Origin of the sequence: Dyella sp. (assembly GCF_035508675.1) — a bacterium.
GTDB lineage: Bacteria > Pseudomonadota > Gammaproteobacteria > Xanthomonadales > Rhodanobacteraceae > Dyella_B.
The window spans coordinates 1-12,730 of record NZ_DATJMN010000109.1 but is presented as its reverse complement, the minus strand read 5'-3'; the positions used below and the strand labels follow the sequence as shown (position 1 = coordinate 12,730).

Here is a 12,730-nt window from a genome sequence, read left to right as displayed (position 1 = left end):
ACTGACATGATGCGGCGCTGGGTGCGCCTTTGGATGGTCCTGGCGCTCGCCTTGCTGTCGCCGTGGGGCGTATCGCACGCGGACGACCAGCAGCCGGCGGTGCCCAAGCTCACGCGCCACGTGACCGATCTCACCGGCACGCTGACGCCGCAACAGATCGATCAGCTCGATGCGCAGCTGGTCAATCTGGAGAAGCAGAAGGGCGCGCAGCTGGTGGTGTTGATGGTTGGCAGCACGCAGCCTGACGATCTCGAAGACTATTCCCTGCAGGTATCGACTGCGAACAAGGTTGGCCGCAAGGGCATCGACGATGGCGTATTGCTGCTGATCGCCAAGAACGACCGGCGCGTGCGCATCGAGGTGGGCTACGGTCTGGAAGGTGCGATTCCCGATGCCGCCGCGGCGCGCATCATCCGTGAATACATCGCGCCGAAATTCCGCAGCAACGATTACTTCGGCGGCATCAGCGATGCCGTGGGTGCGCTGACCCAGCTGATCAACGGCGAACCGTTGCCGCCGCCGGTGCGTGGCAATGCCGAGCAGCATGGCTCGGATACGCATGGCGTATTTTTTGTTGCGTTGTTTCTGCTGATCATGTTGCGCGGCATCTTCGGGCGCGCCCCGGCGCTGGTGCGCGCACCCGTGGGCGGCTTGGTGATGGGCGCCGTGCTGTGGCTGCTTGCATCGCTCGGCATCGGCATTCTCGGCGGCATCGTCGGCGGATTGTTCATGCTGCTGCCGGCAGGTTCGGGTCGATCCATCGGCGGCGGCGGCTGGGGCGGCTTCGGCGGCTGGGGTGGCGGCGGATTTGGCGGGCGCGGCGGCGGTTTCGGCGGCGGCGGCTTCAGCGGGGGCGGTGGCAGTTTCGGTGGCGGTGGCGCTTCGGGGAGTTGGTGACATGCCTACGCGCACGCAACGCATCATGGCGAATCTGTTCGAGGGTTGGTTCCAGTTGCCTCGCCGTTTTCCGCCTGAACTGCTGGACGACATGACCGCTGCGATCGCCGATGGCGAACACACGCATCTGGGCGAATTGCGCTTTGCCATTGAGTCGCGCCTTCCCCTGTCGGCCGTATGGGCTGGCCTGGACGCTGGCATGCGCGCACGGCAGGTTTTTGGCCAGTTGGGTGTATGGGACACCGAACACAACTGCGGCGTGCTGATCTACGTGCTGATGGCCGAACATCGCATCGAGATCGTGGCCGATCGCGGTATTGCCCGGCGCGTGCAGCCGGAAGAATGGGGCGCGATCTGCCGCGGCATGCTCGACGATTTTGCCGCCGGGCATTGGCGCGCGGGCACCTTGCAAGGCATCACCCAGGTGCACGCGCTACTCGCAAAACATTTTCCGAGTCATGGCCGGCCACGGCCGGATGAGCTGCCGGATCGGCCGGTGTTGCTTTGACGGGATCGGCGGTCAACCGACACGCGCTCAATTCGTAGCGAAACACGGCGATGTGGCGGGATTTTGCGCGACGCCGCCTTTGACCCGTCCTCTGCTGGAAATGGTCACTGTCAGCAAGCGTTCGCGGTCGCCCTTCACGCAAAAGGAAAGCGACTGCCAGGTGTTTGACGCGCTGCCGTCAGGGCTGAACCATATGTACTTCTGTTTGTTGCTGACGATGACTAGCGTGTCGCGGTATTTCCTGCCGATATAGCGCGGCGACCCGAGCAACTGGCCGTCCTTGTCGACGTCGGCCTTTCCGATCAGCCAGCCTTGGCTCCATGCATCGTCGTCGCTGCAACGTAGGCCATCCCGGCTTGGGCAAAAGATGATGCGCACCTGTTCGTTCACGGCGAGATTGCGCGCGTGCTGCAAGGCGGCGATATAGTCGCCTTGCGCGGCGCGCAGCTCGTGCGTCTCCAGCATCCGGTGCAATGCCGGCACCGCGATCGCCACCAGCACGGCCAGCACCGCCAGTGCGATGATCTGCTCGGCCAGCCCAAAGCCCTTCCTGTCTCTTCGCTTCATTCAGGCCATGCTAGGCGCCATTCCTGTGGTGCCAACCGACGAAGGGGAGGGACGCTGTAAGACCCTGCTGACAACTCGTGTCAGCACCCTGCATTTAAAATGGCCCGGAGCGCCCGCAAGTGATGCCCATGACCGATCGCGACCGTTTCGAACTCGTTTCCCAGTACCAGCCCTCCGGCGATCAGCCCGAGGCCATCAAGCGCCTGGTTGAGGGCTTCGAGTCCGGCGTGGCCGGGCAGACGCTGCTGGGTGTGACCGGCTCCGGCAAGACCTTCACCATCGCCAACGTGGTGGCGCAAGTGCAGCGCCCCACCATCGTGCTGGCGCCAAACAAGACGCTGGCCGCGCAGCTCTACGGCGAGTTCAAGGAGTTTTTCCCGCACAACGCGGTGGAGTACTTCGTCAGCTATTACGACTACTACCAGCCGGAAGCGTACGTGGTGGCGTCCGATACCTATATCGAGAAAGACGCCTCGATCAACGAACACATCGAGCAGATGCGCCTGGCCGCGACCAAAGCGTTGCTCTCGCGCAAGGATTCGCTGATCGTCGCCACCGTTTCGGCGATCTACGGCCTGGGCGATCCGGAGGACTATCTTTCGCTGCGCCTGATCCTCGCGCGCGGTGAGCGCATCGACCAGCGCGCATTGATCCGCCAGCTCACCGAGCTGCAATACACGCGCAACGAGATGGAATTGAAGCGCGGCACGTATCGCGTGCGCGGTGAGGTCATCGACGTGTTTCCGGCCGAATCGGAAACCGAAGCGCTGCGCATCGAGCTGTTCGACGGCGAGGTGGAGAATCTTTCGCTGTTCGATCCGCTCACCGGCGAAACCATCCGCAAAGTGCCGCGCTACACCGTGTATCCGCGTACGCATTACGCCAGTACGCGCGAAAGCGTGCTGAACGCGATCGAGACCATCAAGATCGAGCTGAAGGAACGTCTGGACTTTCTGTACAAGGAAAACCGGCTGGTGGAAGCGCAGCGCCTGGATCAGCGTACGCGCTTCGACATCGAGATGATGGCCGAGGTCGGTTACTGCCAGGGCATCGAAAACTATTCGCGCCATCTCACGCGCCGTGCACCAGGCGAGCCGCCGCCCACGCTGTTCGACTACCTGCCGCCGGATGCCTTGCTGGTGGTCGACGAATCACATGTCACCATGCCCCAGCTCGGTGCGATGTACAAAGGCGACCGCTCGCGCAAGGAAACGCTGGTGGAATTCGGCTTTCGTCTACCCTCGGCGATGGACAACCGCCCGCTGCGCTTCGAGGAATTCGAGCGCCGCGCGCCACGCACGATCTACGTATCCGCCACGCCACGCGCCTACGAGCTGGAAAAGTCCGGCGACGCCGTGGTGGAGCTGGTCGTGCGCCCCACCGGCCTGGTCGATCCGGAAGTGGAGGTGCGGCCGGTCCGTACCCAGGTCGACGATCTGCTCAGCGAAGCCAAGAAGCGCATCGCCATGGGGGACCGCGTGCTGGTCACTACGCTGACCAAGCGCATGGCGGAAAATCTCACCGAATACCTCAGCGAGCACGACATAAAGGTGCGTTACCTGCACTCGGACATCGAAACAGTGGAGCGCGTCGAGATCATCCGCGACCTGCGCCTGGGCGAGTTCGACGTGCTGGTCGGTATCAACCTGCTGCGCGAGGGCCTGGACATGCCCGAGGTGTCGCTGGTGGCCATTCTCGACGCTGACAAGGAAGGCTTCCTGCGCTCCACCGGCTCGCTGATCCAGACCATCGGTCGCGCCGCGCGCAACCTGCGCGGCAGGGCGATTCTCTACGCCGACGAAATCACCCGCTCCATGCAAGCGGCGATGGACGAAACCAACCGGCGCCGCGAAAAGCAGGTGGCCTGGAACCTGGCGCACGGCATCACGCCGCAATCCGTGGTGCGCCGCATCGCCGACATCATGGAAGGCGCGCGCAGCGAGGTGCCGGGCCGGGCGCGGGGCAAGGCCGCGCGCGGCCGCGCCGCCGCCGTGGCCGAGCAGGCCGCCGACTACGCCAGCCTGGGTGCCGAACAGGCCGCCGCGATGATCAAGCGGCTGGAGGCCGACATGCGCAAGCACGCAGAAAACCTGGAATTCGAAGAGGCGGCCCGGTTGCGCGACCGCATCCACCAGCTGCGCGAGCAGGCTTTACGCTGATGGGGCGCTTCCGGTATGCTACGCGGCTCGCACGCCCGCCAGGGCGTGCCTGCGGGCGGTTAGCTCAGCGGTAGAGCACTTCCTTGACATGGAAGGGGTCACAAGTTCGATCCTTGTACCGCCCACCAATTCGTCTCATGGCAACGGCGCGACCTTCGGATCGCGCCGTTGCTTTTTCTGCGGTGCGCGTATCTTCATGTCCACCCGGGACGGGCCAGGCGATTTTCGGCGGTAGATCTGTTGCCCCCATACGGCGTATCCATGTGCCTTCGCGCGCGCCTGTGGTGTCTGTTTGACATGTATCGAGATTCGTCCCAATCCCATCCTGCCGCCGCTATCTTCATGCCCGAACCAGCGTTGCACTGCGAGGCGGTTCCGATGTGTAAATCCTCGATCTTTCTTTGCCAGCCTTCGTGGCTGGCATTTTTTGGGTGAGCGGGCACGTTTTCGCTTTTCGGAGCGCATTGGCATTCGCCTGTAGTACTAATCTGACAACTTGTCGGGCTTTTCCCTGATTTCTTGCGGTTTCTTTCCGATGCACTCTGTAGCTGCCGGCCGGCCATTCCTCTGCGCGACCGGTGGTTAGCAACCCCTGAGCTTCATCGCCCCCTAGAGATGAAGCTTCTGGCCCCCGAAAGGGGGCCTTTCTATTTCTGACTCCAGCCCTCGCAGCCTTGCAGGTCGATGCGGGGCGGTTGAGATTTGAGTTGGGATTGCTGACGCCAACTGGCAAGTCGCGATCTACCGCGCATGGAAAGACGTGAAGGCGGCATGGCCGCCTGCCCGATACCGTGAAGATACCGTGAGCGCCGCTGTGGTGGCTTGTTTGTGCCGCAGTGCATGGATCTTTGACATTTCACTTGGATTTTTAGTACCGATCCTATGTCCTCGCCGTATGGAGCTTCTTAAGATTCCTACATCCAAGAAGGGAACAACCTGACAACAGATGCCAGCGCAATGAGGGCGTCGCAGGAGCAAGGAAGCCATCCGTGGGAATCATCCATCACTTGAGGACACGAGCATGCGCATTGCCATTCTCGAAGACACCGTAAAGCAGGCCTATACCGTCTCCAGCTGGTTGAATCAGGCAGGCTATGAATGCGTGATGCGCCATGATGGCGATAGTTTCGTAGGCATGCTCGAGCAGGAACCGGCCGACATGTTGCTGCTGGATTGGGACGTGCCCGGCAAGTGCGGTATCGAGGTATTGAAGTGGGCGCGTGCTACGCGTGCTCATGGTGAAGTGCCGATCATCATGCTGACTCAGCATGATGACGAAAGCAGCATCGTGCAGGGCCTGGATGCTGGCGCCGACGATTACATGGTGAAGCCGGCCCGTGAGCAGGAACTGGTCGCCCGTATTCGGGCACAGATGCGCAAGTATTACCCGGAAAACCTGCGCGAAAGAAAGATCAAGTTAGGCCGCTATACATTGGATGCTGACGCACGCAGCGTGCTGGTGGATGGTGTGGACGGCCAGAAAGTGGTGAATTTGCCGGAGCGCGAATTCGCGCTCGCCATGCACTTCTTCCGCCATGTCGGCTGTGTGGTGACCAAAGGGGAGTTGAGCGAAAAAATCTGGGGCGAGAGCGATCCCAAATACGACGCGACCCTGGCCACCTACGTCAGCAAGCTGCGCCATGCACTGCAGCTTCGTTCCAAGAATGGAATGCTGATTTCCACCGTATACAACCATGGTTATCGCCTGGAAGAACTGCTGCAGCCGGGGCGGCGGCAGGCGGTAGCACGCGGTATGCGCGCATCTGCCCCGCGGACCACGTCGATGTTCTGAGTCATCGGTCTCGTCGTCGGAGTGACAACCCCGGCATTAGAAGTACGCAACAGCCGCAACACCGAACAGGGAGCGCCAGATGTTGTCGAGCACGGCCAACATACGACGCTTTTCCCGCACCACTTGGGCGCGCATCTTCTTTATCGGCATTCTGCTCCTGCTGGCTGTTTTCAGCTGGCATCCAATGGGGGCTTCGATGTCCGGTGCTTTCGATAAAGTCTGGTTCGATACCGCATCGCGGCTATTCGCGCATCCCAGCTCCGGCCAGGTGGCGGTGGTGCTGATCGACGGCAAGACCTGGAGCGAATCCGGCGCGCAGGACGTATCGGCTCGCACCAGCACCTTGCTGCAACGCCTCGATCGGGCCGCAAGCATCGTCCTCGACGAGCCCCTCGGCCGTGGCATGCACACAGACACCCTGGCTGCCGCCGTGGCGCGTAGCGGACGTGTTGTATTGCCGGTAGCCGGAGGCGATGCGAACCAGAAAATGGACATGCTGCCGCCCATGCTCGCCGCGGCGGCCGCAGGGCGCGGGCAGCGCCATGTCACGCTCGGGCACTACGGCGTGGTCACCGGCTTCGTGCCTTATCTATCTGCCAGGCTGGGCGATTATCCGAATATCGTGCTGGAAGCGATTCGTGTCGCCGGTGCAGAGCATGTGCATGCACAGTCGCATGCGCACCGGCGTTCCTATGCGCTATCGCTTTCACCTTCGCGGACGGATGCCGTGTTGGTGATGCTGGGTGACTCGCACCATCTGCCGCATTATTCGTTGGCCGATGTGCTGGACGGCCAGATACCCGCGGATGCGTTCGACGACCGTATCGTCTTCGTCGGTGATGCGCTGGGTGAGGATGCGGGCTTCCAGATTTCCTCGTTGAACATGGATGCCGTATCGCGCCCGCAACTGGATGCGCTGATGACCGACGCCGTGCTCAGCGGCAACATGGCGAGCGAGCTGCCCGGCCATATCGCCATTCCGATCTATCTGGCGATCGCCTTGGGGATGGTACTGACTTGCGCGCTGATTCCCGGACGTTGGATGCATGCCGCGGCATTGGGCTGGTTCGTGCTGATGTTCTTGTTGCCGATGCTGTTGTTGGCGACGTGCCATCGATGGTTCGGCCTGGGCTTGCTGCCGCTGGTGTGCGTTTTCATCTATACGCACTTTGCCTGGGAGCGCTTGCGCCGCACGCAGAATCTGCTGAAACGCGAGCTGGGCAAGCTGCGTGCGATCGCTTCGGCGATGAGTGTGGTGGAAGCTGCTGCGCCGATGCCGGCGCCATCCGGTCGTCGCAATGATCCGTTGCGCGAAGTGCGGCGGGTGCTGCGCGAAATTCGCACTCTGCAAAATACCTTCGTCAGCATGATCAATCAATTGCCGCATCCGGTATTCATGGTGCTCAACCAGAAAGTATCCGTGTGGAACGCAAAGGCTGCAGACATGCTGGCGGAACGTGCGGCGGGCCATGCCGGCGTATCGCTGGATGACGTGCAACGACTGGTAAGCGAGCATTGCCATGATGAAGCGAGCAATAGTGTGGAGGTTCGATTCGGCGGGCGGGAGCACATGTTGTTCCATGTGCCTTATGCCAGCGCGGATACCTCACTGCATCCCCGGGTGGAAGAGGGGCAGGCATCGTCCCTCGTCTGCCTCATCGATATCACCGGCATCAAGCAAGGCATCACGCACGATAAGCAGGCGTTGCGCCATATCGCCCACGACTTGCGCAGCCCACTTTCCACCATTCTTTCGCTGATCCAGGAACGGGCCGAAGGGAGACACCACGGCGTGCCGCATGATCGCGCCTTTCTGGAAGACTTGCGCCGGCAGGCAGATTACTCGCTGCGGGTGGCGAAGGATTTTCTGCAGCTCTCGCGTGCCGAGCAGATCCAGCGCGAACGTTATGCACCGGTGACCTTGCTGGATGTGGCCATGGAAGCCATGGATCAGCTGTGGCCGACGGCCGAGAACAAGGCGATCGAGCTGATCGGTCCGGAGTGCGATCTGGAGGACACGTTGGTCATGGGCAATCCGGACATGCTCATTCGCGCCTTGGTCAACGTGATCGACAACGCCCTCAAGTACTCGCCAGCCCATAGCGCGATCGTTGTGCGCCTGGTGGACGAGGGCGAGGATGGTTTGGTGCTGCATGTCATCGATCAGGGCATGGGTATTGCCGAACAAGACCTGCCACATTTGTTCGATCCTTTCTTTCAGGTCGGCGATAGAAAAGGCGAAGGGGACATGGGCGTGGGGCTAGGGTTGCCATTCGTGAAAACGGTGATCGAGCGGCATGGTGGCTCCATCACCGTCGCCAGCCAGCCAGGGCAGGGGACAGATTTCCGGATGGTCTTGCCGCGTGCGTAGCGGCTTTGAAATGTGCGTGTTGCTGCGTTCATTCGCCGCATCCGCTGACGCCCCCATCCAATCCACGTACCATCCCCACGTTATTTCCACTGCGCGGAGCCGCCATGACGTATCTGTGGATCAAAAGCCTGCATGTCGTCTTCGTGATGGCCTGGATCGCGGCGGTGTTCTATCTGCCGCGGATCCTGGTGAATATCGCCGAGGCGGGTGACGAACCGGCGGTAAAGGCGCGCCTTTGCCTGATGGGGCATCGGCTGTATCGCTTCGGCCACAACCTGTTCGGTATCGCTTTCCTGTTCGGCCTGGCCTTATGGCAAGGCTGGCGTGTCTTTCCGCATGCCTTGCCCAATGTCGCCGGTTCTTTGCACTGGATCGACGCCAAGCTCACGCTGGTGGCTTTGCTGCTGGTGTATTTCGTCTGGATGGGACGTTTGCTCAAGCGCAGCGAGAAAGGAGGGCCATTGCCTTCGGCACGCAGCTTGCGACTACTGAACGAGTTGCCGATCTTGCTGCTGCTGGGCGTGGTGTTCCTGGTGATCGCCAAACCGTTCTAGCCGACAGAGATGGCAGGCTGGGCGACGTCGCCTAACCCAGCCTGACAGGTGTCAAGCAAGACGATGGTATTGGCGATACCACGCCACGAACTTCGCCACGCCTTCCTCGATCGACGTATTCGGCGCATAGCCGACATCGCGCCGTAGCGCTGACACGTCCGCCCAGGTATCGGGCACATCGCCTGGCTGCATCGGCAGCAGGCGTTTCTCTACTGTGCGCCCCAGGTTCCGCTCCATCAGCTCGATGAAATGCAGCAGCGGCACGGGTTGGTCGTTGCCGATGTTGTACAGGCGGTATGGTGCGCTGGAAGTGCCTGGGTTCGGCAGCGTCGCGTCATAGGTCGGATCAGGCTGGGCGATGTGGTCGAGCGTGCGGATCACACCTTCGACAATGTCGTCGACGTAGGTGAAGTCGCGGCTGTGGTTGCCATGGTTGAACACGTCCAGCGGCTCGCCGCGCACGATGCGATCAGCGAACAGGATAGGCGACATGTCCGGCCGCCCCCACGGGCCGTAGACGGTAAAGAAGCGCAGGCCGGTGGTGGGCAGGTCGTACAGATGGCTGTAGGTATGCGCCATCAGTTCGTTGGCCTTCTTACTGGCGGCGTACAGACTTACCGGGTGGTCGACGGCGTCTTCCACCGCAAACGGCAGCTTGCGGTTGGCGCCATAGACGGAACTGGAAGAGGCGTAGACCAGGTGCTCTACCTTGTGATGGCGGCAAGCTTCCAGGATGTTGACGAAGCCGACCAGGTTGCTTTGTACATAGGCATGCGGGTTCTGCAGCGAATAACGCACGCCGGCCTGGGCCGCCAGGTTGACCACCCGCTGGGGCTGGAAATCGTGGAAGACCCGGTTCACGACCTCGGCATCGGCCAGGTCGCCGCGCAGATGCGTGTAGTTGGGATGCTCGGCAAAGCGCGCCAGGCGGGCTTCTTTCAGCGATGGATCGTAGTAATCGTTGTGATTGTCGATGCCGTGAACCTGATCGCCCCGAGCCAGCAGACGTTCCGTAAGGGCGGCGCCGATAAAGCCGGCCGAGCCGGTAACGAGTACACGCATTGCAATGTCCTTGAGGGTAGGAGCGTATTGTATAGCCCGGTCGCCGTCGCTGAATTGACACGGCCGCCGCGCTAAATTAGCGTTCGCTTCCCAACATCAGAGACAAGGTGGCCCGCGTCGAAGCGCCGGTCGAGTGTGCGACATGTCAACTACGAGTTCCCATCGCTGACCCCGCCACGCCTTGTGTTTATGCATAAAAAAGGGCGCGTGGCGCTCTTTATTTTTGCCCGCTGTCCAGGCGGGCGATGGCAAAGCCGGTCATTTCATGGCCGCAGTGTTCAAATTTAGGTGTCCCCATGATCGAAATCACGCTACCCGACGGCAGCAAACGCCCCTTCGACCATCCCGTTACGGTGCAGGACGTGGCTGCCTCCATCGGCGCCGGTCTGGCCAAGGCCACCCTGGCCGGCAAGGTGGACGGCAAGCTGGTGGATGCCAGCTTCGCCATCGACCACAATGCCAGCCTGGAAATCGTCACCGAGAAAAGCCCGGAGGCGCTGGAGATCCTGCGTCATTCCACGGCGCACTTGCTGGCTCAAGCTGTGCAGCGCCTGTTTCCCGGCGCGCAGGTGACGATCGGCCCGGTGATCGACAACGGCTTCTATTACGATTTTGCCTACGAGCGTCCCTTTACGCCCGACGATCTGGTCAAGATCGAAGCCGAGATGGAAAAGATCGTGAAGGAGCAACTGCCCGTCACGCGCAGCGTGAAATCGCGCGATGACGCCATCACATACTTTCGCGGCATCGGCGAGGCATACAAGGCCGAGATCATCGAAAGCATTCCTTCCAATGAAGAACTTTCGCTCTATACGCAGGGCGAATTCACCGATCTGTGCCGCGGCCCGCATGTACCGAACACAGGCAAGCTGCGCGCGTTCAAGCTGATGAAAGTGGCCGGCGCCTACTGGCGCGGCGATTCCAACAACGCGATGCTCACGCGCATCTACGGTACGGCGTGGTTGAACGACAAGGACCTGAAGGCCTACCTGCATCAGCTGGAAGAAGCCGAGAAGCGCGACCACCGCAAGATCGGCAAGGCGCTGGACCTGTTCCATCAGCAGGAAGAAGCGCCCGGCATGGTGTTCTGGCATCCCAACGGCTGGGCCATCTGGCAGGTGGTGGAGCAGTACGTGCGCGGCGTCTACCGCAAGAGCGGCTACCAGGAAGTGCGCGGTCCGCAGATCATGGATGTGAGCTTGTGGAAAAAATCCGGCCACTGGGACAATTACCAGGAAAACATGTTCTTTACCGAGTCGGAAAAGCGCACGTACGCGCTCAAGCCGATGAACTGTCCCGGCCATGTGCAGATCTACAACACCTCGCTACATAGCTACCGCGACCTGCCGGTGCGCTACGGCGAATTCGGCGGCTGTCATCGCAACGAGCCCTCCGGCGCCTTGCACGGCATCATGCGCGTGCGCGCCTTCACGCAGGACGATGGTCACATCTTCTGCACGGAAGAGCAGATTGAATCGGAGGTCACTGCGTTCCACCAGCAGGCCATGAAGGTGTACGCCGACTTCGGCTTCGAGGACATCGCCCTGAAGATCGCCATGCGCCCGGACAAGCGTCTGGGCAGCGACGAGGTGTGGGATCGCGCCGAAAATGCCCTGCGCGCCGCGCTGCGTGCGGCCGGCGTACAGTGGGAGGAGCTGCCGGGCGAGGGCGCTTTCTATGGCCCGAAGATCGAGTACCACATGAAGGACTCGATCGGCCGTGCCTGGCAGGTCGGCACCATGCAGGTGGATTTCATGATGCCGGAGCGCCTTGGCGCCGAATACGTCGACGAACATAGTCAACGGAAACATCCGGTTATGCTGCATCGGGCGATCGTGGGCTCGATGGAGCGCTTCATCGGCATCCTGATCGAGCACCATGCTGGTAATCTGCCGGCCTGGCTGGCGCCGGTGCAGGCGGTGGTCTTCAGCATCACTGACGCGCAGTCAGACTATGTCCGACAGGTCACGCAAACCCTTGTCGACAAAGGCTTCCGCGTACACGCCGATTTGCGCAACGAAAAGGTCGGCTATAAAATCCGCGAACATACGCTTCAGAAAGTGCCCTACCTGCTTGTGGTCGGCGATCGCGAAAAGGATTCGGGCGCTGTTTCCGTGCGTACACGTTCGGGCGAAGATCTTGGCAGCATGCCGCTGGCCGGCTTCATCGAACGTCTGGAGGCCGAAACGCGGCGCTGATTGATTGCCGCTCGGCCGAATTCAACATCTTCTGGAGGATAGTGGTATCGCCACCACCGAAACTAAGGGCAACCGTCGCAACCATGAAATCCGCGTGCCGCGCGTACGCGTGATCGGCCCGGATTCCGAGCAGCTCGGCATCCTCACTCGCGACGAGGCACTGCGCGCAGCCGAGGAAGCGGGGCTCGATCTGGTCGAGATCCAGCCCAACGGCGATCCGCCGGTCTGCCGCATCATGGACTACGGCAAGTTCAAGTTCGAAGCCCAGAAGAAGGCCCAGGCCGCCAAGAAGAAGCAAAAGCAGGTCGAGATCAAGGAAGTGAAGTTCCGTCCGGTCACGGACGTGGGCGACTACCAGATCAAGCTGCGCAACATGCTTCGCTTCCTCGAGGAAGGCGACAAGGTCAAGGTCACCATCCGCTTCCGCGGCCGCGAGATGTCCCACCAGGACCTGGGCCAGAACCTGGCCAGGAAAATCCAGGAAGACGTGGGCGAGAATGGCGTCGTCGAATCCTTTCCGCGCCTGGAAGGGCGCCAGATGGTGATGATGATCGGGCCGAAGAAGAAGTAAGCAGCAGCGAAATCCGGCCATGCCGTGACACCCTCTCCCCGCCGGGGAGAG

Annotated in this window: 10 protein-coding genes and 1 tRNA gene; 9 read left to right on the top strand and 2 right to left on the bottom strand. The window is 61.4% G+C overall.

Annotated elements, in window-relative coordinates:
• Positions 1 to 9: 9 nt before the first annotated feature.
• Positions 10 to 897 (top strand): YgcG family protein, encoded by an 888-nt coding sequence (locus tag VMA74_RS06580; protein WP_325365841.1) that lies wholly within the window; start codon positions 10 to 12, stop codon positions 895 to 897.
• Between the two features lies 1 nt (position 898).
• Entirely contained in the window at positions 899 to 1,405 is a 507-nt protein-coding gene (locus tag VMA74_RS06575) for a TPM domain-containing protein (RefSeq protein ID WP_325365839.1), read from the top strand.
• 27 nt (positions 1,406 to 1,432) lie between these two features.
• On the opposite strand, the gene VMA74_RS06570 is transcribed toward VMA74_RS06575, so the two are convergent.
• The gene (locus VMA74_RS06570) at positions 1,433 to 1,972 is read right to left on the bottom strand and encodes a GspH/FimT family protein (protein WP_325365838.1); all 540 of its coding nucleotides are present in this window, start codon (positions 1,970 to 1,972) and stop codon (positions 1,433 to 1,435) included.
• A 128-nt stretch (positions 1,973 to 2,100) separates the two neighbouring features.
• Between VMA74_RS06570 and uvrB the strand changes: the two genes are divergently transcribed.
• The 5 genes from uvrB to VMA74_RS06545 all read left to right on the top strand — a co-directional run bounded on the left by uvrB (position 2,101) and on the right by VMA74_RS06545 (position 8,848).
• Positions 2,101 to 4,131 carry an excinuclease ABC subunit UvrB gene (uvrB, locus tag VMA74_RS06565; protein ID WP_325365837.1) on the top strand — a complete coding sequence of 677 codons (2,031 nt, stop codon included), beginning with the start codon at positions 2,101 to 2,103 and terminating at the stop codon, positions 4,129 to 4,131.
• A 53-nt stretch (positions 4,132 to 4,184) separates the two neighbouring features.
• A tRNA-Val gene (locus VMA74_RS06560) sits at positions 4,185 to 4,259 on the top strand.
• Between the two features lie 893 nt (positions 4,260 to 5,152).
• Positions 5,153 to 5,923: a response regulator transcription factor gene (locus VMA74_RS06555; RefSeq protein WP_325365836.1), complete on the top strand. Its 771-nt coding sequence runs from the start codon at positions 5,153 to 5,155 to the stop codon at positions 5,921 to 5,923.
• Positions 5,924 to 6,002: 79 nt separating this feature from the next.
• A complete protein-coding gene (locus tag VMA74_RS06550) occupies positions 6,003 to 8,294 on the top strand; it encodes an ATP-binding protein (RefSeq protein WP_325365835.1) in 2,292 nt (763 codons plus the stop codon).
• A gap of 104 nt (positions 8,295 to 8,398) precedes the next feature.
• Positions 8,399 to 8,848 carry a CopD family protein gene (locus tag VMA74_RS06545; RefSeq protein ID WP_325365834.1) on the top strand — a complete coding sequence of 150 codons (450 nt, stop codon included), beginning with the start codon at positions 8,399 to 8,401 and terminating at the stop codon, positions 8,846 to 8,848.
• Between the two features lie 51 nt (positions 8,849 to 8,899).
• On the opposite strand, the gene VMA74_RS06540 is transcribed toward VMA74_RS06545, so the two are convergent.
• Positions 8,900 to 9,910, bottom strand: a complete 1,011-nt coding sequence (locus VMA74_RS06540; protein ID WP_325365833.1) for an NAD-dependent epimerase — start codon at positions 9,908 to 9,910, stop codon at positions 8,900 to 8,902.
• A 296-nt stretch (positions 9,911 to 10,206) separates the two neighbouring features.
• Between VMA74_RS06540 and thrS the strand changes: the two genes are divergently transcribed.
• Positions 10,207 to 12,108 carry a threonine--tRNA ligase gene (gene thrS, locus VMA74_RS06535; protein ID WP_325365832.1) on the top strand — a complete coding sequence of 634 codons (1,902 nt, stop codon included), beginning with the start codon at positions 10,207 to 10,209 and terminating at the stop codon, positions 12,106 to 12,108.
• A 46-nt stretch (positions 12,109 to 12,154) separates the two neighbouring features.
• Positions 12,155 to 12,679 (top strand): translation initiation factor IF-3, encoded by a 525-nt coding sequence (gene infC, locus VMA74_RS06530; protein WP_325365840.1) that lies wholly within the window; start codon positions 12,155 to 12,157, stop codon positions 12,677 to 12,679.
• Positions 12,680 to 12,730 lie beyond the last annotated feature (51 nt).

Bases quoted from the DNA above. Each gene is read 5' to 3' on its own strand.
- uvrB (WP_325365837.1), top strand. From the start codon at position 2,101: ATGACCGATCGCGACCGTTTCGAACTCGTTTCCCAGTACCAGCCCTCC.
- VMA74_RS06550 (WP_325365835.1), top strand. From the start codon at position 6,003: ATGTTGTCGAGCACGGCCAACATACGACGCTTTTCCCGCACCACTTGG.
- VMA74_RS06580 (WP_325365841.1), top strand. From the start codon at position 10: ATGCGGCGCTGGGTGCGCCTTTGGATGGTCCTGGCGCTCGCCTTGCTG.
- VMA74_RS06545 (WP_325365834.1), top strand. From the start codon at position 8,399: ATGACGTATCTGTGGATCAAAAGCCTGCATGTCGTCTTCGTGATGGCC.
- VMA74_RS06570 (WP_325365838.1), bottom strand. From the start codon at position 1,972: ATGAAGCGAAGAGACAGGAAGGGCTTTGGGCTGGCCGAGCAGATCATC.
- VMA74_RS06540 (WP_325365833.1), bottom strand. From the start codon at position 9,910: ATGCGTGTACTCGTTACCGGCTCGGCCGGCTTTATCGGCGCCGCCCTT.
- thrS (WP_325365832.1), top strand. From the start codon at position 10,207: ATGATCGAAATCACGCTACCCGACGGCAGCAAACGCCCCTTCGACCAT.
- VMA74_RS06575 (WP_325365839.1), top strand. From the start codon at position 899: ATGCCTACGCGCACGCAACGCATCATGGCGAATCTGTTCGAGGGTTGG.
- VMA74_RS06555 (WP_325365836.1), top strand. From the start codon at position 5,153: ATGCGCATTGCCATTCTCGAAGACACCGTAAAGCAGGCCTATACCGTC.